Source organism: Myxococcus sp. XM-1-1-1 (genome assembly GCF_020037095.1).
Classification (GTDB): domain Bacteria; phylum Myxococcota; class Myxococcia; order Myxococcales; family Myxococcaceae; genus Myxococcus; species Myxococcus fulvus.
This window is the reverse complement of sequence record NZ_JAIQDH010000011.1, coordinates 144,894-163,617: the sequence shown is the minus strand read 5'-3', so window position 1 is coordinate 163,617 and position 18,724 is coordinate 144,894. Positions and strand designations below refer to the sequence as shown.

Below are 18,724 nucleotides of genomic sequence, written 5' to 3'. Positions count from 1 at the left end.
CGCGAGCAGCATCCGCGCGTGGGGGGTGGCACCGGAGTCGGGCCATGGCCTGGTGGCGCCACTTCACGCTGCCTGGTGCGTGGGTCGCGCTGGTGTTCGCGTGTCTGTCATTCACCCCCTCGCTCCTGCCTCGCGGCGGCCCCTTCCAGGGGCTCGTCAGCGGCATCAGCGCGGTCATCGGCTACGGGCTCGGGGTGGCGGGTGCCTGGCTCTGGCGGGAGTTCGCCAACCGACCTCCGCGCACACCCAGCGCCCGGGCCTGGCGAGGGTTCCTCGGGGTGGCGGCCGTGGCCCTGGCCGCATCCCTGGTGCTGGGCTGGCATTGGCAGGCGAGCATCCGGGAGCGGATGGGGATGCCCCACCCGGGCCGTGCGGGCTACCTGTTCGCGCCCTTCATCGCCGCGCTCCTCTTCCTCCTGCTCATCGGTGCGGGCCGAGGGCTGCGCGCGCTCTCCCATCGACTGAACACGCGCCTGTCGCGCCACATCGGCCCCCGCGCGGCCCGGGCGACGAGCGGGTTCGCGGTGGCGACGCTCACCTTCCTGGTCCTCAGCGGCGTGCTGTGGGACGGGCTCATCTCCCTGGCGGACCGCACCCTGGCCCTCCAGGACACGACGACCGCCGAGGGTGTGTCTGCGCCACGAAGCCCGCTGCGCTCCGGGAGCCCCGACTCCCTCGTGCCCTGGGAGACGCTGGGCCGCCAGGGCCGCAGCTTCGTGGCCCAGGGCCCCTCGGTGGAGGAGCTGTCCGCGTTCCATGGTGCCCCCGCGAAGGAGCCCATCCGGGTGTATGCCGGTCATGCGTCCGCCCCGGATGCGGAGCGCCGCGCCGAGCTCGCCGTCCGTGACCTGGAGCGCGCGGGCGGCTTCGAGCGCGACTTCCTGCTGGTCGTGACGACGACGGGCAGCGGCTGGGTGGTGCCCGAGTCCGTCGAGGCCTTCGAGTTCCTGACTGGTGGCGACTCGGCCATCGTCTCCATGCAGTACTCGCATCTGTGGTCATGGCTCTCCGTCCTGGTGGACCAGGAGCGGGCGCGCGAGGCGGGACGGGCCCTCTTCGACGCCGTCTACGAGCGCTGGTCCCGGCTCCCCGAGGACCGGCGCCCCAAGCTGTTCGTGTTCGGGGAGAGCCTGGGCTCGTACGGCGGGGAGACGGCCTTCAGCGGCGAGCGGGACCTGGCCAATCGCACCCACGGCGCGCTCTTCGTCGGCCCACCCCAGTTCAACACGCTGTACCGCGAGTTCACCGACCAGCGCGACGCCGGCAGCCCCGAGGTGGAGCCCATCTACCGCGAGGGCCGCATCGTCCGCTTCAGCCGGCGCCCCGGGGAAGAGATTCCCCCCGCCATGGCGCCCTGGGCAGACGCCCGGGTGCTCTATCTGCTGCACCCCTCGGACCCCATCACCTGGTGGAGCCCCCGATTGCTCTTGCGACGGCCGGACTGGCTGCGCGAGCCCCGCGGTGACGACGTCGTGGACGCGATGGTGTGGCTGCCCTTCGTCACGTTCTGGCAGGTGACGGCCGACCTGCCGCTGGGGATGGCCGTGCCGCCCGGCTACGGACACGTCTACACGGGCGAGCACGTCGACGGATGGCTGGCATTGCTTCGCCCCCAGGGATGGACCGGACAGAAGACCGCGCGACTGCGGGCGAGACTGCGGCCGACGCCCTGACCGTGCGGGCTCCTGGCCCGCACAATGACATCCATGCGGGCCACCCCGAAGACAGCCCACCCCGGGGATACCACCAATCCCCTGAGGCATCACACCACCATCACCGCCAGACATTGACCCTTCCGGACCCCAATGAGATACAAACACAACAAGGCGGCCACGCGCCCCGGCTGCCATTGGGAGCCCGCAATGCACAGCACCGCGCCGCACCACTGCAAGACCGTGTCGGAGCAGAAGTGGTCCCTGAGCACGTTCATGGAGTTCTACGAGCGTGTCCTGGGCCCCCGGCTCTTCAAACCCTATGGAGAGCTGCTCGTCCGGGAGATTCGCAAGGACATCCGTCCGGACGCTCCCCCGACGAGCATCCTGGAGGTCGCGTGTGGGACGGGCCGCATCACCACCCACCTCTACGAGGACCTGGCCCGGCCGCTGGGCTTGCGGCTGGTCGCCACGGACCTGTCGAAGATCGCCATCGACATGGCGAGGAAGGTGGTCAGCGAGGAGCTCCGACGGGACGTCGTCTTCCACGCCGACGTGGACATGGCGGACATGCCCTTCGCGGACAACAGCTTCGACATCATCGTCTGCGGCTTCGGGCTGATGTTCCCGCCGGACAAGGCCCGCGTCGCCCGGGAGTTCAAGCGGGTGCTGCGGCCGGGCGGGAAGCTCTACGGCACCGTCTTCCACTACAACGAGCTGTTCGACCTGGCCCGGCGGCAATCCCAGAAGCACTTCGGGACGCCCTCGGCCATCATGGACGCGGCCCTCAGCCTGACCGACCCCTCCGCCATCACCCACGCCTTCTCCCTCGAGGGGCTCTGTCGGGGCGTCAGCGAGGTCGCGACCTCATGTCCCCTGTCCTTCCATCTGGACGACCCGGACACCCGCGAGTTCCTCTTCAACGCCTGCATCCTCCTGGAGGAGTTCAACCAGTGCGACACCCTCACCCGGGAGGGGTACCTGGACACGATGCTCCGGGAGTTCCACGAGCAGGTCCCCACCCGGAACTACCAGGTCAAGGCCTGGCTCCTGCGCGGCCAGGTGGACCAGGCCTGCAAGGAGTCCGTGGCCCCCAGTCCCCGGCCCGACTTCTCGGCCTTGAGCGCGTTCCGACAGCTGCCGCCCCAGTTCGTCGAGAGCCCCGCGGACAGGCCGCTCCCGCTCGCGGAGGCTCAGCTGCTGCGCCCCTACCACGCGATGAAGGCCGCCTTCCTGGCCGAGCACCCGACCTACCCCGAGGCCGAGGTCGAGGCGCTGCGCGACACCGAGTTCTCGCGCCTGGATGCCCTCCAGGAGGCGTACCTGGACCACGTGGGCGGCACGCTCGCCCCGGAGAGCCTCCTGACGCAGGACTACCAGGTGCTCAAGAGCACCATCCTCGGCAACCCGCACACCGGCTCGAAGTCCTCCGACGCGGCCTTCGAGAAGGCCCGCGCGGAGATCTATCGGTTCTTCCGCTGTGCGCCGGAGGAATACGAGATCATCTTCACCCCCAACGCCAGCGGCGCCATCCGCCTGGTGGCGGAGTCGTTCCCCTTCGAGAGCGGCTCGGAGGTCCTGCTCACCAAGGACAACCACACCTCGGTCCACGGCCTGCGCGAGTACGCGAAGTCCAAGGGCGCCTCGGTGAAGTACATCCCGCTGGACAAGGAGCTCTTGATTCTGGACAGCTCGATGCGGCGCTCGCTCGAGAAGCTCGCCCCGGGGCACCCGCATCTGCTCGCGTACCCGGCGCAGTCCAACGCCACGGGCGCCAGGCATGACTTGAAGTGGATTCCGCTCGCGCAGGAGAAGGGCGCGATGGTGCTGTGCGACGCGGCGGCGCTCGTCCCCCAGTCCCGGCTGGACTGCTCGGTGCATCACCCGGACTTCGTCGCGGTCTCGTTCTACAAGATGTTCGGCCATCCGACGGGGACCGGGTGCCTCATCGCCAGGCGCTCCTCGCTTCGCAAGCTGACCCCGCCGTCCTTCGCGGGCGGCGCGGTGTGCTACTACTCGGGCCCGTGGTCTCCCACGGACCGGCTGCTGCACCGTGACGACGGGAAGCGGTTCGAGGTCGGCACGCCCAACTACGCGTCCTTCCACGCCATCGCCCAGGGGTTCGAGTTCCTCTCCCGGCTCGGACTGGATGAGCTCCGCGCGCGGTCGACGGCGCTGGCCAGGTGGCTGGAGACGCGGCTGTTGGAGCTGCGGCACGACATCAAGGCCCAGGCCCCGCTCTGCCGCATCTACGGCCCGCCGCCCGAGCACAAGGGGGCGACGGTCATGCTGAACTTCTTCGACTGCTACAACGCCGTCTTCCCGCACGCCCTGGTCAAGCGGGCCGCCGAGTCCTTCGGCATCACCGTGCGCAACGGGTGCTTCTGCAACCTGGGCGCGGTGCAGCAGGCCACGTACACCACCGCCGGCGCGGAGCACTGCGAGCTCGACAAGACGGAGAAGATCCTCGACTGCAAGACCTTCGACGACAAGATCCTCAACAAGGGCAACTGCGGCGCCATCCGCGTCTCGTTCGGACTGGGCTCGAACTTCCGGGACGCCTACCGCTTCTACCTGTTCGCGAAGTGCCTGCTGAACACCGAGGGCGCGCGGCTGGCGGACACCCTGGCAGACGCTCCGGTGAACTGAAGGTCCGCGGGCGCGAATCACTCCCGAGCGGGGGGCGGGATGACGTGGGGCCACCCGCCGTGGGCGCGCGGGAGCCCCGTGAGCAGGAAGTCGCGCACGGAGGTCTCGAAGTCGAGCCAGAGAGGACCCACGACAGCGTCCAGCCAGCACTCCTGGTTGTGGGCCAGGAGGCTCGCGGCGGTGTGGAGAACGGGGGCATCCTCCTTCACGGCGACGGGGACTGGGCACGCGGCGCCTCACGCGACAACGGGCGGCAGCCACCATCAGGCAGTGACTCCCGCACCCCGCCCAGCCCCGTGGGGACGACCGGGTCAGTTACAGACGGTGGCCTGGAAGTTGTGGTCGTAGAAGTACGCCCACGAGCGGCGCACGTAGCCCGCCGGGTCCGCGTCGTTCACGCCCGGCGTGAAGGTCTGCCAGGTGCCGTTGAACCACTGGATGGAGTACTGGACCACGTCGCAGCCATAGGCTCCCGAGCACTGGGCCGGGAAGTAGTTGCGCAGCAGTCCATTGTCCGTCAGCAGCGACGTGTCATCCGCGCTGGGCACGTTGTCCAGCCCCGCCACCCAGCGGTTCTCGAACGTCGGCCCCGAAGACCAGGACCAGCACGCCGCGGACGCCGTGCCACTGACCAGGACTCCCATCACGACACCCCATCCCAACAGGTTCGTCTTGATGCGCATGGCTTTGCACCTCGTATTCCTTCGGGTTTGTCGTCACGACCAGGCAACGACGCCGAGCACGGACCTCTACCGCGGCCCGACCGCGCTTGAGCGCATTGCACGACTCAACGACTCAACGACTCAACGACTCAACGACTCAACGACCATGACAAGCATTTCCGCCACATAGACAACCAGTCGCCGGCCCGCGCGCGAAACGATGCGAGGAATTGCGTAAGGGTTATCCAGGGCGCCTGGTCGGAAGCCGCACGTCGCGCTGCGAGCGGACGCCGGCCCGCTTGTTCGCGCCACACCCCAAAAGCAACAAACCTATTAAAACCAGAAATTTGCTCGAAACCCCACAAACACAATCACCTTCGGGGGCCGGTCATCTCGCCGGCACACACACCAAGGACAATCACCCGTGAAGATGAAGTCACTCATCATCGGTCTGGCGTTTGGAGGGATGTTGGCGGCGTGCGGCGGCGCGCCGGAGGAGCTGACGGACGCCGAGGGCACGCTCGGTGAGACGGAGCAGGGCATCTGTGAGGGGTACGCCAATGGGGCGCGGCACTGCACGTTCAAGTGCACGGCCAACGACTGGCGTCACTGGTACGGCTACAACGACGTCGCGTGGGGTCAGTGTGAGGACGTGGCGCGGCGCGACTGCGGCCGCGAGCCGTACAGCGTCTGCTGGAGCATCCCCTGAGCCTGCTTCCCTCACCCCCGGAATCCCTCCCATGAAGAAGCCGACGAATCCCCTGTTGCTGGCGCTGACCTCCGCGATGTTCCTCGCCGCGTGCGGCGCCCCTCCGGAGGAGGCGACCGAAGCCTCCTCGCTGCCGGACCCGGCCTCCGTCGTGATGACGAAGGACCGCGTCCCGGGCGAGGTGAGCGCGTCCTGGACCGCCAACTGTGCCGGCTGGGCGCAAGGCGGCCGCACCTGTTCGTGGCGCTGCCGCAGCACCAGCGAGTGGATGTGGGCCACGCAGACCGTCGCGTACGGCGACTGCAACGCCTACGCGAACAACTTCTGCGGACGTGATGCCTACGCCGTCTGCTGGAGCAGCAACCCGCACCCGTAGTCCCCCGAGGCCGGAGGACCGAAGGCCCCGGGCTCGCTCGCGCGTCCGGGGCCGCTCCACACTTCCTCCACATCCTCCCCGCATCCTGCCCCCACTCGGATTGGCGCTTGGGGCGCCATGCAGGGGGAGATGGTCATGAAGGATGTCAATCAGGGGTGGAACACCGCGGTCAACGTCGATGCCTCGCTGCTGACGACGATGGCGGCCAATTTCGCCGCGGGCGCGCAGGACCCGACGGTCACCTTGCAGCAGGGCTCGGTGACGGTGGGGCTCCAGCAGCTGTCCGTCGCGCTCGACAGCCAGACGGACTCGGTCGTCTTCAGCGTCCCCTGCACGGGCACCGTGGCCCGGCAGGCCGTCGACGGGACGCTGAGCGTCGGCGTCCGGCTGGCGAGCCTCGCCATGGGGTGCGTCTATCCGACGGCCTACCTCGCCACGAACGGCCTGGCGGGTTGTGACGCCAGGGCCAAGGCCCCCTGGACGCTCGACAGCAACGCGCTGACCGTGGAGGTGTGGGTGCGAACCCAGGCGACGCAGGCGCAGACGCTGGTGTCCGTGCCCGACGCGGGCCTCTCGGTGGGAATCAATGGCGGCAGGCCCGTGGTGACCTGGGGAGGCCAGACCTGCGTCGCCCCCGGCTCCGCCGCGACGCTGGATGATGGCCACTGGCACTTCGTGGCCGTGTCCCTCGCCGCCCAGGTCATCACCTTCTACGTGGACGGACAGTCCAAGGGCACCGCGACGCTGTCCTCGCAGCCGCGGACGAACGGGCAGAGCCTGTGCATCGGCCAGGGCCTGGACGGCGAGGTGGCCTCCGTGCGGCTCTGGACGCTCGCGCGCACCGCCGTGCAGCTCCAGCAGGCGATGAACGCCACCCTCCCCCTCCCCCAGCCAGGCCTCGTGGGCGTGTGGACCTTCGACGACGGCCAGGCCGTCAACCAGGTCGACCAGGGCGTGGCCACCCTGCAGGGCGGCGCCACGTGCGTGACGACGGCGGACTCGGGGGACGAGGACGACGCCAAGGCCTGGAACACGCTCTGGTTCCTCGACCCGGAGCACACCTTCACCGTCACCATGAGCCCGAAGTCCGGCGTCTCCGCCCTCATCGAGACGGCGGTGCTCGGTCAGCTCCAGGCGGCCATCACCCAGGGCAAGGCGACCGGCGCGGTGAAGCCCCCGCCGCGCGCGCCCACGACGATGACCTTCTCCCTGACGGCGGGCGACGCCCCGGACCTCATCGCCCTGATGATGAGCGACCACGCGCTCCCGCCGGGCTGGCCCGCGCCGACGCCCTTCCCCTCCACGCCCACCTTCACCACGTCCCCGACGCAGAACCTCGCCATCCTGGTCGATGACACGTTCCTGCTCCAGGAGATGATTCCCGCGCTGGCCAAGGCCATGAAGGTGCCGGAGTCGGACTTCCAGGTGAAGGGGAGCCCTCCGGTGCTCTCGCTCACCCAGCCCGTCACCCTCCACGCGAAGGGGCAGAGCATCCACCTGAAGGCCTTCACCCTCGGCTTCACGGAAAAGGGCCTGGCCCTGGTGATGAAGGCCACCGCCTTCCACATGGCCATCCAGCTCACGGGCACCGTCACCCTGACGGTGCGGCAGAAGGATGGCGTGGGGAAGCTCTACTACGACATCCTGGACCCCGAGGTGAGCTACGCCCCGGACTCGAGCGACCCCACGGTCCAGAAGTTCGAGATGCTCCTGGCCCTGCCGCTCGTCGGCGTCGTCGCGGCCCTCATCGTCGCCGTGTACATGGGCATCGTCATGTATGTGATGTCCAAGCTCCAGGACGCGCTCGACGACGCGGATGGCTTCGTCGACACGGGCTCGAAGGGGCAATCGCTGTCACTCCAGCGGGTCGCGTTCGACAACGGCGTGTATCTCTATGGACAGCTCACGCCCGCGAACAAGGGCGCCTCGCGCGGCGCCACGCCGAAGGCCGCGTCCGCCCCCGTCCTCACCGGGTTCAGCCCCGACGAGGGCGCCTCGGGCACCCAGGTGACGCTCACCGGCACGGGGCTCTCCAACACGCTTGAGGTGAGCTTCAACGGGACGCCCGCCGATTACTTCCGCTGCTGGAGCGACCGCCAGGTGGTGGCCCGCGTCGCGGACGGAACCACCACGGGCCCCATCCAGCTCACGACGGCCCAGGGCACCGCCGTGAGCGCCGCGCCCTTCACGGTGGCCGCGCCCCCGACGCTCAGCTCCGTGGGCCCCCCGAGCGGCCAGCAGGGCGACGCCGTGAAGCTCTACGGCACGGGCCTGCTGTCCACCAAGAGCGTGTACTTCCACGAGGACATCCTCGCGTCCTTCACGCTCGTGTCGGATGACCAGCTCATCATCACCGTGCCCCCGGGCGCCGTCAGCGGCCCCATCACCGTGTCGACGCCTGGCGGCACGGCGACGCAGGACGGCTTCGTCGTCAAGGGAAGCCAGGTGCCCGCCCTCACCGCCTTCACGCCCACCGCCGGCACCCCGGGCACCGAGGTCACCGTGACGGGCGCGGGCTTCACCGGCACCACGGACGTGACGTTCAACGGCGCGCCCGCGGCGTCCTTCACCGTCCTGGATGACCACCACCTCGTCGCGGTCCTGGGGAGCCGGACCACCTCCGGCCCCCTGCGCGTCACCAACAGCCGGGGCACGGGGGTCTCCTCCAGCGCGTTCAACGTCCTGTCCGCGCCGAGCGTCGACAGCTTCTCGCCAACCAAGGGCACGCCCGGCACCCCCATCACCCTGCACGGCTCCGGCTTCGCGGGGGCCACGGCGGTGCACATCGGCACGCCCGGGGTGCAGGTGCCCATCGTCTCGCTCGGCGACACGAGCATCACCGTCACCTCGCCCTCCGGAACGGGCAGCGGCCCCGTGTCCGTGGAGACGCCGGCGGGCATCGGCGCCTCGAAGGACGACTTCCAGGTGCTCAGCGTCGCGCCCCCCGTCCTCACCACGTTCTCTCCGCTCACCGGCGGCCGGGGCACGGCCGTCACCATCACCGGCTCCGGCTTCACCGGCACGACGGGCGTGGCCTTCGGAGGCGTCGCCGCCCCCCTCTTCGAGGTGGTGAGCGACACCGAGCTCACCGCGTACGTGCCCAACAAGGCGGTGAGCGGCCCCCTGCACGTCACCAACACGAAGGCGGATGGCTACTCGCCGATGGCCTTCACCTTCGTGGCGCCGCCCACCCTCAGCCAGTTCGCCCCACCGTCGGGCCCGGTGGGCACGCAGGTGGTCCTGACGGGGACGAACCTGGGGAGCGCCACCGAGGTGCGCTTCGGCAGCGCCTCCTCGGCGCAGGCGGCCTTCACGGTGCAGGGCAACACGAAGCTCACCGCCACCGTGCCGTCCGGCGCGCTCACGGGCGACGTGTTCGTGACGACGCCCGGTGGCAAGGCGGCCACGAAGAGCACGTTCAGCGTGAGCACGAACGTGAAGCCCGTCGTCACCGGCTTCACACCGGACACGGGAGGCCCGGGGACGAAGGTGACCGTCACCGGCAGGGGCTTCACGGCGACGAGCGGCGTCTGCATCGGCGACACCCCGGCGCGCACCTTCGAGGTGAACAGCGACACGGAGCTGGTGGCCGTCATCGACGCGGACACGACGACGGGCCCCATCAGCGTCACCAACGCCGCGGGCACGGGGAGGTCCTCCCTGTCCTTCACCGTCCCCAAGGTCGTGTGGGTGGACGGCTTCACGCCGCCGAATGGAGAGGTCGGAGCGCAGGTGCGCATCCAGGGAGGCGGCTTCACGGACGTGCAGCGGGTCAGCTTCGGGGACTCGGCCATGCCCGCGTCCTTCACCGTGCAGGGTGACACCGCGCTGACGGCCACGGTGCCCTCCGGCGCGGTGCAGGGGCCCATCCAGGTCGTCACCTCGCGGGGCGCGGCGCACTCGGTGCAGAGCTTCCAGGTGGACGCCTCCGCGGTCGCCACCCTCACCCGCGCGACGCCGGGCTCCGGTCCCATGGGCACGCAGGTGACGGTGGAGGGCGCCCACTTCACCGGGACGACGGGGGTGCGGCTGGATGGCGCGGCCGTCGAGCGCTACCAGGTGGTGAGCGACACCCAGCTCATCTTCCTGGTGCCCTCCGGCGGCACGTCGGGGGCCATCGTCGTGGAGAACAGCCGGGGCGCGTCCCAGGGCAGCGTCACCTTCCAGGTGACGAAGGCGGAGGGCTCCATGCCCAAGGCCCTGGCCGGCTAGGCTCGTGCTTCGGGCACGGAGGTCGTCCCCATGGATTCGCAAGGCCCCATCCTGGTCGTGGAGGACGACCCTCCCATCGCCGCGGGCATCGTCCGCGGGCTCAAGCTCGCGGGCTTCCAGGTGACGCTCGCCACCGACGGCTACCTGGCGCTGGAGGCCGCGCTGAAGGAGCCTCCCGCGCTGGTGGTGCTGGACCTGAACCTGCCGGGCCCCGACGGCTTCGCGCTGCTCGAGGCCTGGCACCACCGGCTCCATGTCCCCATCATCGTCCTGTCCGCGAGGCAGGAGCTGGAGGCGCGGCTGCGCTCGTTCGGACTGGGCGCCGCGGACTACCTGGCCAAGCCCTTCTGGATGGAGGAGCTGCTCGCGCGCATCCGCGCCCGGCTGCGGCTGCCGGAGACGAACGCGCGCCGGGTGCTGACGTGGGCGGACGTGCGCGTCGACCTGGATGCGCGCTCCGTCAGTCGGGAGGACCAGGGGCTGGTGCCGTTGACGCGCCACGAGCTGGACGTGCTCTTGTACCTGGTCGAGCGCCCCGGCCGCGCGCTCACCCGTGAGCAGATCGCCGACCAGGCCCTGCCCCTCAACGAGGAGCGGGACGCGCGGACGGTGGACTCCCACGTGGCGCGCATCCGCAAGAAGCTGGGCCCCGCCGGCGCGCGGCTGCGCACCGCCTGGGGCATCGGCTACCGCTTCGACCTGGAGGACGCGCCTTGAAGATGTGGCAGGGGCTGGCCTGGAGGACCGCCATCGCGTCGCTGCTGTTGGGCCTGCTCGCCACGCTGTCGGCGGCGTACGTCACGTTCAACAAGACGGCGGAGCTGGCGGCCCAGGGCAGCGCGCGCCTCTTCTCCGAGGCCATGATGCAGGCCCATGGCGAGGCCTGTCGCGCCGCGCCCCAGGGATGGAGCCACACCTTTCCCCAGGGGCTCCAGGTGCGCGCGTTCGACGCGGACAGGCTCCTCGAGCGTGGGGGACCGGACCCGGCGCTCGTGGAGCGGCTCGCCGCGGGCGAGCCCCAGCCGATGTCGCTCCACTACCCGCGCCTCGAGGGAGGTGTGTGGGCCGGGAGCATCCTGATTCGCGCCGCGGCGTCGGGGCCCTGCAGCGTGCTGGAGTACCGGTGGCCCGTGGTGGCCAGCCGGATGAGCGGCGCGCTCTGGTTCATGCTCGCCGCCATCACCTTCACCGCGCTGCTGGCCGCGGCCTCCACGTTCGCCGTCATCTCCCCGCTGCTCAAGCGCGTCCGGCGGCTCCACGCGGCGGCCAGCGGCCTGGGCGGCAAGGCCTACGCCTCCACGAACGACGCCGCGCGCGACGAGCTGGGAGACTTGTCACGCGTCCTGGACGTGGCCCAGGCGCGGGTCCAATCGGATGCGGCGCGCATCCTGGGACAGCAGCAGGCCTTGGAGCGCTTCCTGTCGAACGTGGCGCATGACCTGAAGACGCCCATCGCGTCGCTGCAGCTCGCCCTGGAGCTGGCGTCGAGCGCACCCGCGGAGGAGCTGCCCGAGCTGCTGGTGCGCGGCCTCGAGGACACCGTCTATCTCACCGCCCTGGTCGACAACCTGCGGCTGGCCTGCCAGCTGGGCGAGGGCGTGGATCCACTGGACGGCGAGCCTCGCGCGGCGCTGGGGATGCTGGTGGAGCGCGTGGCGCGCCGACTGTCGCTGCTGGCCCGCCGCAAGCAGCTCACGCTGGAGGTCGCCCGCCCGGACCACGAGCTGTGGGCGCGCTGCCATCCGACGATGCTGGAGCAGGCGGTGAGCAACCTGGTCCACAACGCCATCGCCCACGGCACGCCGGGCGGCCACGTGGTGGCCGTGCTCGAGGAGCCGGCCCCGGAGCGCTTCCGCCTCACCGTGTTGGATGACGGCCCGGGCGTGCCCCCCGAGGACCTGGGGCGGCTCGGCGAGCGGTTGTTCCGGGCGAGCGGCGCCCGGGAGCGGGACCCGCGCGGCAGCGGGCTGGGGGTCGCCATTGCCCGCGAGCTGTGTCAGCGCGCCCACCTCACCCTGGACTTCAGCCGGAACGAGCCGTGTGGACTGAAGGTCGTGCTCGAAGGTGCCCGCGTCCCGGCGCCCTCGTGACGCCACGCGCGACGGCTCAGCCGCCCGCGACGAGCCCCGTGAGGTCCAGCACGATTCGTCCGTCGACGATGGGCAGACACTCCGGGGGACACTCCTGGGTGAACCGCACGCCTCGCTCCCGGGCCCGGTGGAGGAACCCGTCGAGCCCGTCCAGACAGGCCTCCGGGATGTCGTGCAACACCATCAGCGTGTGAGGCCTCGCGGCGCAGTCCTCGAGCGCCTTCTCGGGCCAGCCCTTCGCATCCAGCCAGTCCCCGGGCACGCTGTTCCAGAGCGCGCACGTGTACTGGTGACGGACCAGGTGCTCGACGGCGCGAGGGCTCAGCAGGTGCGGCCCCAGCTTGCCGCCGCCGCCGAACGGACGGAACCACTTCGCCGTGGAGACCAGGGGCGAGAGCAGCGCGTCCGTGGCGGCAATCTCCGCCTCCACCGCGTCAGGACGGGTGTCCTCGCCGAGCGGCGTGGCGTGCGAGAAGGAGTGGTTGCCCACCCGGTGGCCCTCGTCCCGCGCGCGGACCACGAGCCGGCGTCCCTCGTCCGTCCCCAGGTGCTTGCCCAGCACGAAGAACCACGCGGGGATGGCGTGCGACGCCAGCAGGTCGAGCACCCGGGGCGTCACCACGGGGTCGGGCCCGTTGTCGAACGACAGCGTGAGCAGGCTCACCGGAACACGTTGTTGGACGTGCGGTCCCCGGACAGCCAGCGCTTCAGCTCCTGGTGGGCCTTCGCGCGGCGCGCCTGGAGCAGGTCCTGGGTGATGGCCTGGGGGCTGTCGTGGGTGAACTCGACGATCATCCCGTTGGGGTCCTTCACGTACAGCGAGCGGCAATAGCCATGCTCGAGCACATACGTGTCCGGCTCCTTGTAGCCCGCCGCGCGCAGGCGCTGCTCGATGCCCTGCTGCGTCTCCACGTCGACGTTCAGCGCGATGTGGTGGAACGGCGAGGACGGAATCTCCGGCCCGAAGAGCTGCTGGTCCTCGGGCTTCTCGAACTGGAAGAACGCGAGCGCGCTGCCGTCCGCGAGCTCGAAGAAGGTGTGACAGTAGGTGCGCATGGCGCCGAACAGCTCGTCCGACTCGCACCAGGTCGCCACCAGCGGAAGTCCAATCAGGTCCTCGTAGAACCTCCGCGTCGCCTCCAGGTCCTTGGTCACATAGGCCGTGTGGTGAAGACGGCTCGGCAGCTTCGCTTGCGTGGACATGGGTCCTCCCAGGGGTTGGTCCTCAACGACTCGAGCTCACGGCGCACGGACGACGGGGTTCTTGAGCACGCCAACGCCTTCGACGATGACCTCACACACGTCACCCTCGCGCAGGAAGCGAGGAGGGTTGCGCGCGGCGCCCACCCCGCTCGGCGTGCCCATGGCGATGACGTCGCCAGGCTGGAGCGTCATGGCCACGGAGAGGTCCGCGAGGACGGTGGCGACGTCGAAGATCATGTCCGACGTGCTCGCGTCCTGGAGGACCTCGCCGTTGACGCGCATCTGGATGCGCAGGCCCCGCGCGCCCGCGGGCAGCTCGTCGGGGGTGACGAGCTCGGGCCCCAGCGGGCCGGTGGCGTCGAAGTTCTTGCCCACGGTCCACTGGTGGGCGCGCTTCTGGTAGTCGCGAATCGAGCCGTCGTTGAAGAGCGTGTAGCCCGCGACCCACTCGAGCGCGCGCTCCTTGGGGATGTGCCGCCCCGGGCGCCCCACCACCACCGCCAGCTCCGCCTCGTAGTCGAGCTGGCTCGAACAGGCGGGCACCACCATCGGCTCGCCGTGGCCCAGCAGGCCCGACGCCACGCGGGAGAAGACCACCGGGTGCTTCGGGGCCTCGTACGTGGCCTCCGCCGCGTGGGCGACGTAGTTGAGCCCCAGGCACAGGAACTTGCTCGGCTCCGGGACGAGCGGCCGATAGGTGAACTCCTCGTCGGAGAGCACCGGCGCTCTCGCGACGTGCCGGGCCAGGTCCGCCAGCACGTCCGGCCCCCGCTCGAGCAGCCCTCGCAGCGAGGTGCCGACCCCCGCGTCGAGCGCCGTCGCGTTGAGCATTCCCCGGGGCGTGCGCACACCCAGCGCGGGCTCCCCCTTCACCAGAATCGATGCAATCCGCATGGTCGCCGGTCTCCCTCGTGCGAGCGCAAGGCTAGCCAGATGGAAGGCCTCGCTCAACCGATTGTCGACAAAATTCGTTTTGCATCCAGCGTGACACCTTGTGTCAAATCCGCGGCGTGACGTATAGGTCGCCTGTCCGTGAGGAAATCGATGGCCGCCCCGTCCCGCATCCGGGTTCCCGTGTCGGAACCCACGCTCGCATCGACCGTGGTGGACCGGTTGCGAGCGGACATCCTGCAAGGTGGCCTCGCGCCGGGAGAGAAGCTGCGGCTGGAGCACCTGGCGCCGCGCTATGGCGTGGGGCGCACGCCGCTGCGCGAGGCGTGTTGCCGACTGGCCTCGGAGGGGCTGGTCACCATCGAGGACCAGCGTGGCTTCCGGGTGGCGCCCATCTCGCGGGCGGACCTGTTGGACCTGACGCGGACGCGGCAGCAGATCGAGACGCTCGCGCTGCGGGGCGCCATCGCCCAGGGGGACATCACCTGGGAGGGAGAGGTGACAGCGGCGCTCCATCGGCTGCAGCGCCGCGCTCCGGCGTCTGGCAGCGGCGTGCTGGATGACACCTGGGAGCTCGAGCATGCGCGCTTCCACGCGACGCTGCTGAGCGCCTGCCAGTCGCCCTGGCTGCTGAAGTTCCACGCGATGCTGTTCGACCAGACGGAGCGCTACCGGCGCCTCTCCCTGGCCCATGGCAAGGCGGGACGGAACGTGGAGGACGAGCACGCCGCCCTGGTGAAGGCCACGCTGGACCGGGACGCGGAGCGGGCGTGCGCGCTCTTGACGGAGCACATCGCCAAGACGACCGAGCGGGTGCTCGCGAGCCACCCCGGGCTGCGCGCGGTGTCCGTCCCGGCCCAGAAGCCTTTGCCGACAAAAACCCGGCGGCCTCGCGCGAGGGATTGACGCCAGGCGCGGCCGCGCGTACTGGCCGGAGGCACATGGTACGCACGCGCTTCGTCGAGGGTTCAGGAGGGGTTCGGCTCGCGGTGGATGAGTCGGGCCCGGCATCGGGTGCGCCGAGCATCCTCTTCGTGCATGGGCTCGCCCAGGGCCGTGGGAGCTGGGACGAGGTGCTGCGGGGGCGGCTGGCGGAGCGTCATCGCCTGGTCGCCATCGACCTGCGAGGGCACGGGGACTCCGACAAGCCCGAGGGCGATGGGCCCTATGTGGACGGGGTCCACTTCGCTGGGGATCTCGAAGCGGTCATCCAGCAGCTCGGGTTGGTACGGCCCGTGGTCGTGGCCTGGTCCTACGGAGGTGTCGTCGTCGGCGACTACCTGCGGCGTCACGGCGACGAGGCGCTGGGCGGTCTGTTCTTCGTGGCGGCGTCGCTCAAGACGGGCAAGCCGGCGCGCGCGCTGTTCGGCCCGGGGATGATGTCCAACGCGCGGGGGCTGATGTCGGAGGACGGCGCGACCTATGAAAGCTCCGCGAGGGCCTTCGTCGAGGCGTGCGCGGCGGGCACGCTCGACGCATCGCGAGTCGACGCGAGCGTGCGAGCCATGCAGCGCGTGCCGGTGAATGTCCGACGCGCGCTGCTATCCCGGGCGGAGGACTACTCCGTGGAGCTCGAGCGCTGCCGTCGACCGGTGGCCACGCTCCACGGAGAGCTGGACCAGGTGGTGCTCCCCGCCATGAGCCGCGAGGTGGTGCTGGCGTGCGCCCGCTCGGGTCAGGGCACGTGGTTGCCCGGCGTGGGCCACGTGCCCTTCATGGAGGCGACACCCCGGTTCGAGGACGCGCTGGCGTCCTTCGTGGCTCAGGCGTCGAGCTGAGCCAGGACGGTCGGCTCCAGGAACGTCAGCGTCTGGAGCGTCGGCGCCGTCCTCCGGGCGAGGGACGAGACGACCTTGCTGTCCCCCACCTCCAGCACGCGTGTCACGCCCTGCTCGACGAGCGCCTGCATGCACTGCGTCCACAGCACCGGCCCCGTGATTTGGGTCAGCAGCGAGCGCCGGATGCAGACCAGCGTCTTCACCGGCTTCGCGGTCGTGTTGAGCAGCACGGGACATCGAGGCATCCGGAGTTGCAGGCCCGCCACCACGGACTTCCACGCCTCCTCCACCTGCCCCATCAGCGGCGAGTGGAACGCATGGCTCACGTCCAACAACACGCACTCCGTCGCGCCCGCCGACAGGGCCACATCCTTGAACCGCTCCAGGACACTCCGGTCCCCGGACAACACGAACTGCCTCGGGCTGTTGTGGATGGCCATCACCACCACGCCCTCTCTCGCCGCGTCGTGACACAGCTCCGCCAGCCTCACCCCGTCCAGCCCCATCACGGCCAGCATCCCGCCCGGCGTTGTCACGCTCGCCATCAACTGCCCACGCTTGCGCACCGCGCGAACGGCCGCGGTCAACGGCAGGCACCCCGCCGCCACCAGCGCGGAGAACTCCCCCACGCTGTGCCCCACCACCACCGAGGGCCTCAGCCCCCGCTCCTCCAGCTCCGCCAGGCACGCCACGCTCACCGTCACGATGGCGGGCTGCGCGTTCTCGGTCGCTGTCAGCCGCTCGAACGGCCCCTCCAGGCACAGCCGCTTCAAATCCTCGCCGATGGCCTCCGAAGCCTCGTCAAACACCCTCCGGGCCGCGACGGAGCGCTCCAGCATCTTCCGCCCCATCCCCACCTTCTGGGAGCCCTGCCCCGGGAACAGCCACGCCCACGCCGTGTCGCTCATGTCAGCCCACCGCCGCCGTGACACCAGGGCCCATCGCCATCCGCTCCACCTCCGCCACCCAGCGCTCGGCGAACTCACGCGCCGTCTCGTCGCGGACCGTCGGCGAGAGGTACTCAAGCACGCCGTGCACCTCGCCCCCCGAGTGGATGATGACGACGCCGAAGCAGGGTCGACCCGTCAGGGAGCCACGCACCAGCACCCGCTCCGTCTCGACACCTTCGGGCAGGGCCAGCTCCTCGGGCTGCCGGATGGTACTCACGAGCAGCGAGTAGTTGAACGCGGAGGGGTCCGCGTCGTTGCTCCGAAGCCCCGCCCGGAACATCCCCGGGGGCATCAGCGTCAGCAGCCCCATGTTCACCATGAAGCTCACGGCCTCGTCCGGCTCCCTCAGCTTCCGGATGGACTCCGAGAGCGTCTTCTCCAGCGCGGGTGAGCGCAGGTCCTCGGGGCTCGCCACCACCTGCAACATCCCCAGGTAATTCCCCAAACCAGACGGCACCCCCAACGCGCTCCGCAGGTTCGTGGGAACGAAGGTCCTGAAGCGCAGCTCCGCCTGGCCCCGCTCGCGGCGCAGCGCGCTGGCGGCCCGGAAGACCGCGCCCACCAGCAGGTCATTGCGGCTCACGCCCTCCGCCGTGGAGACCGCCTTGAGTCGCCGCCACGTGTCCGCCGGAATCCGCAGCAGGTGGTGCCGCGTGTGCGTGGGCCGCGCGGCCGCGTCATCGGCGAGCACCGCGGAGGCCCCCTTGTCCGTGTCCCCCATGGAGAAGTGACGGCGCACCAGCCTCCACATCCCCGCGAAGCCCCGAGGCCGCAACAGCTCCCGCAGCCGCTGTCCCCCATGCACGGGAAGCCGCGGCGACAGGGGCCGCCCCGCGCGCAGCTCGTTGTATCGACGCACGAGCAGGTCCAGCATCAGCAACCCACCCTCGCCGTCGACCGCGCAGTGGTGCACCGTGAGGCACAGCCGGTAACCCCCTTCGGGCCGTGGCGCATGAATCACCCGCCACGGCGGCAGCCTCCTCAAGTCCATGGGCGCATCCAGCAGGCGTGAGTCCTCCGCCTCCACCGGCGCGTCGGACCAGCACAGCAGCCGCGAGGGCTCCACCCAGGGATGACGGGCGACGAACCTCGCCACGCCCAGCGTCGCCTCACGCACGAACGAGCGCGCCAACGGGAGCTCGCTCAACACCGCCGCGACCGCGCGCTCCAGCGACTCGCGCTCCAGCGGCGTGGCCGTGTCCACGAAGTGGTGCGAGTTCATCCGCGAGCCAGGGCCATCCTGCAGGTAGAAGTACCGGTCCAGGCCGTTGAGCTTCAGCGCCCCCGACTCGGGCGCGAGCGGAATCACCAGCAGCATCAAGGCGGCGGCCACCAGCGGAGGCCACGCGGGCATCACCAGCCACAACAACGCCGAGGCGACCGCCAGCTCCACGAGCAGCCCCCGCCGAGGCACGCGCAACAAGCTCAGCGCGCCCACCGCGAAGCCGAGCCAGGCCCACCCACCGAGCCACGCGGAGAGCCCACACAACAACAGCCCCGCCGCGCGGGTACCCACGACGAACGGCGTCTGAAAGAACGAAGAGGAGGACAT

The 18,724-nt window shown here is 70.3% G+C and carries 15 protein-coding genes; 9 read left to right on the top strand and 6 right to left on the bottom strand.

The features are described 5' to 3' along the window. Positions 1–44: 44 nt before the first annotated feature. Positions 45–1,673 (top strand): alpha/beta-hydrolase family protein, encoded by a 1,629-nt coding sequence (locus K8640_RS22370; protein WP_223748875.1) that lies wholly within the window; start codon positions 45–47, stop codon positions 1,671–1,673. 189 nt (positions 1,674–1,862) lie between these two features. After that, positions 1,863–4,301, top strand: coding sequence for an aminotransferase class V-fold PLP-dependent enzyme (locus K8640_RS22365; RefSeq protein WP_223748874.1), 2,439 nt, complete (start codon positions 1,863–1,865; stop codon positions 4,299–4,301). A 311-nt stretch (positions 4,302–4,612) separates the two neighbouring features. Here K8640_RS22365 and K8640_RS22360 read toward each other — a convergent pair whose 3' ends face one another. Further along, positions 4,613–4,984, bottom strand: a complete 372-nt coding sequence (locus K8640_RS22360; RefSeq protein ID WP_223748873.1) for a hypothetical protein — start codon at positions 4,982–4,984, stop codon at positions 4,613–4,615. Positions 4,985–5,387: 403 nt separating this feature from the next. On the opposite strand from K8640_RS22360, the gene K8640_RS22355 reads away from it, so the two are divergent. The 5 genes from K8640_RS22355 (at position 5,388) to K8640_RS22335 (ending at position 12,350) form a co-directional block, all read left to right on the top strand. Then, positions 5,388–5,672, top strand: coding sequence for a hypothetical protein (locus K8640_RS22355; protein WP_370640378.1), 285 nt, complete (start codon positions 5,388–5,390; stop codon positions 5,670–5,672). A gap of 31 nt (positions 5,673–5,703) precedes the next feature. Next, positions 5,704–6,048 carry a hypothetical protein gene (locus K8640_RS22350; protein WP_223748872.1) on the top strand — a complete coding sequence of 115 codons (345 nt, stop codon included), beginning with the start codon at positions 5,704–5,706 and terminating at the stop codon, positions 6,046–6,048. A 135-nt stretch (positions 6,049–6,183) separates the two neighbouring features. Further along, positions 6,184–10,260: an IPT/TIG domain-containing protein gene (locus K8640_RS22345; protein ID WP_223748871.1), complete on the top strand. Its 4,077-nt coding sequence runs from the start codon at positions 6,184–6,186 to the stop codon at positions 10,258–10,260. A 30-nt stretch (positions 10,261–10,290) separates the two neighbouring features. Further along, positions 10,291–10,977, top strand: a complete 687-nt coding sequence (locus K8640_RS22340; RefSeq protein ID WP_223748870.1) for a response regulator transcription factor — start codon at positions 10,291–10,293, stop codon at positions 10,975–10,977. Positions 10,978–10,979: 2 nt separating this feature from the next. Continuing rightward, the gene (locus K8640_RS22335) at positions 10,980–12,350 is read left to right on the top strand and encodes a cell wall metabolism sensor histidine kinase WalK (RefSeq protein ID WP_223748979.1); all 1,371 of its coding nucleotides are present in this window, start codon (positions 10,980–10,982) and stop codon (positions 12,348–12,350) included. Between the two features lie 16 nt (positions 12,351–12,366). On the opposite strand, the gene K8640_RS22330 is transcribed toward K8640_RS22335, so the two are convergent. Genes K8640_RS22330 through K8640_RS22320 form a run of 3 tightly spaced genes read right to left on the bottom strand, consistent with a single transcriptional unit; the run spans position 12,367 to position 14,447 of the window. After that, a complete protein-coding gene (locus K8640_RS22330) occupies positions 12,367–13,014 on the bottom strand; it encodes a polysaccharide deacetylase family protein (protein WP_223748869.1) in 648 nt (215 codons plus the stop codon). After that, the gene (locus K8640_RS22325) at positions 13,011–13,553 is read right to left on the bottom strand and encodes a VOC family protein (RefSeq protein ID WP_223748868.1); all 543 of its coding nucleotides are present in this window, start codon (positions 13,551–13,553) and stop codon (positions 13,011–13,013) included. Before K8640_RS22325 ends, K8640_RS22330 begins: the two co-directional genes overlap by 4 nt. 36 nt (positions 13,554–13,589) lie before the next feature. Next, a complete protein-coding gene (locus tag K8640_RS22320; protein WP_223748867.1) occupies positions 13,590–14,447 on the bottom strand; it encodes a fumarylacetoacetate hydrolase family protein in 858 nt (285 codons plus the stop codon). Positions 14,448–14,597: 150 nt separating this feature from the next. Between K8640_RS22320 and K8640_RS22315 the strand changes: the two genes are divergently transcribed. Together K8640_RS22315 and K8640_RS22310 are read left to right on the top strand one after the other, a co-directional pair. Next, the gene (locus tag K8640_RS22315) at positions 14,598–15,350 is read left to right on the top strand and encodes a GntR family transcriptional regulator (protein ID WP_223748866.1); all 753 of its coding nucleotides are present in this window, start codon (positions 14,598–14,600) and stop codon (positions 15,348–15,350) included. A gap of 35 nt (positions 15,351–15,385) precedes the next feature. Next, positions 15,386–16,222 (top strand): alpha/beta fold hydrolase, encoded by an 837-nt coding sequence (locus K8640_RS22310; RefSeq protein ID WP_223748865.1) that lies wholly within the window; start codon positions 15,386–15,388, stop codon positions 16,220–16,222. On the opposite strand, the gene fabD is transcribed toward K8640_RS22310, so the two are convergent. Then, positions 16,207–17,130, bottom strand: a complete 924-nt coding sequence (gene fabD, locus K8640_RS22305; protein ID WP_223748864.1) for an ACP S-malonyltransferase — start codon at positions 17,128–17,130, stop codon at positions 16,207–16,209. The genes K8640_RS22310 and fabD overlap by 16 nt on opposite strands. Position 17,131: 1 nt before the next feature. After that, the gene (locus K8640_RS22300; RefSeq protein ID WP_223748863.1) at positions 17,132–18,724 is read right to left on the bottom strand and encodes a hypothetical protein; all 1,593 of its coding nucleotides are present in this window, start codon (positions 18,722–18,724) and stop codon (positions 17,132–17,134) included.

Excerpts from the sequence above, each read along its gene's own strand:
- K8640_RS22370 (WP_223748875.1), top strand. The coding sequence starts at position 45 with ATGGCCTGGTGGCGCCACTTCACGCTGCCTGGTGCGTGGGTCGCGCTG.
- K8640_RS22365 (WP_223748874.1), top strand. The coding sequence starts at position 1,863 with ATGCACAGCACCGCGCCGCACCACTGCAAGACCGTGTCGGAGCAGAAG.
- K8640_RS22360 (WP_223748873.1), bottom strand. The coding sequence starts at position 4,984 with ATGCGCATCAAGACGAACCTGTTGGGATGGGGTGTCGTGATGGGAGTC.
- K8640_RS22350 (WP_223748872.1), top strand. The coding sequence starts at position 5,704 with ATGAAGAAGCCGACGAATCCCCTGTTGCTGGCGCTGACCTCCGCGATG.
- K8640_RS22345 (WP_223748871.1), top strand. The coding sequence starts at position 6,184 with ATGAAGGATGTCAATCAGGGGTGGAACACCGCGGTCAACGTCGATGCC.
- K8640_RS22340 (WP_223748870.1), top strand. The coding sequence starts at position 10,291 with ATGGATTCGCAAGGCCCCATCCTGGTCGTGGAGGACGACCCTCCCATC.
- K8640_RS22335 (WP_223748979.1), top strand. The coding sequence starts at position 10,980 with ATGTGGCAGGGGCTGGCCTGGAGGACCGCCATCGCGTCGCTGCTGTTG.
- K8640_RS22325 (WP_223748868.1), bottom strand. The coding sequence starts at position 13,553 with ATGTCCACGCAAGCGAAGCTGCCGAGCCGTCTTCACCACACGGCCTAT.
- K8640_RS22320 (WP_223748867.1), bottom strand. The coding sequence starts at position 14,447 with ATGCGGATTGCATCGATTCTGGTGAAGGGGGAGCCCGCGCTGGGTGTG.
- K8640_RS22315 (WP_223748866.1), top strand. The coding sequence starts at position 14,598 with ATGGCCGCCCCGTCCCGCATCCGGGTTCCCGTGTCGGAACCCACGCTC.
- K8640_RS22310 (WP_223748865.1), top strand. The coding sequence starts at position 15,386 with ATGGTACGCACGCGCTTCGTCGAGGGTTCAGGAGGGGTTCGGCTCGCG.
- fabD (WP_223748864.1), bottom strand. The coding sequence starts at position 17,130 with ATGAGCGACACGGCGTGGGCGTGGCTGTTCCCGGGGCAGGGCTCCCAG.
- K8640_RS22300 (WP_223748863.1), bottom strand. The coding sequence starts at position 18,724 with ATGTCCTCCTCTTCGTTCTTTCAGACGCCGTTCGTCGTGGGTACCCGC.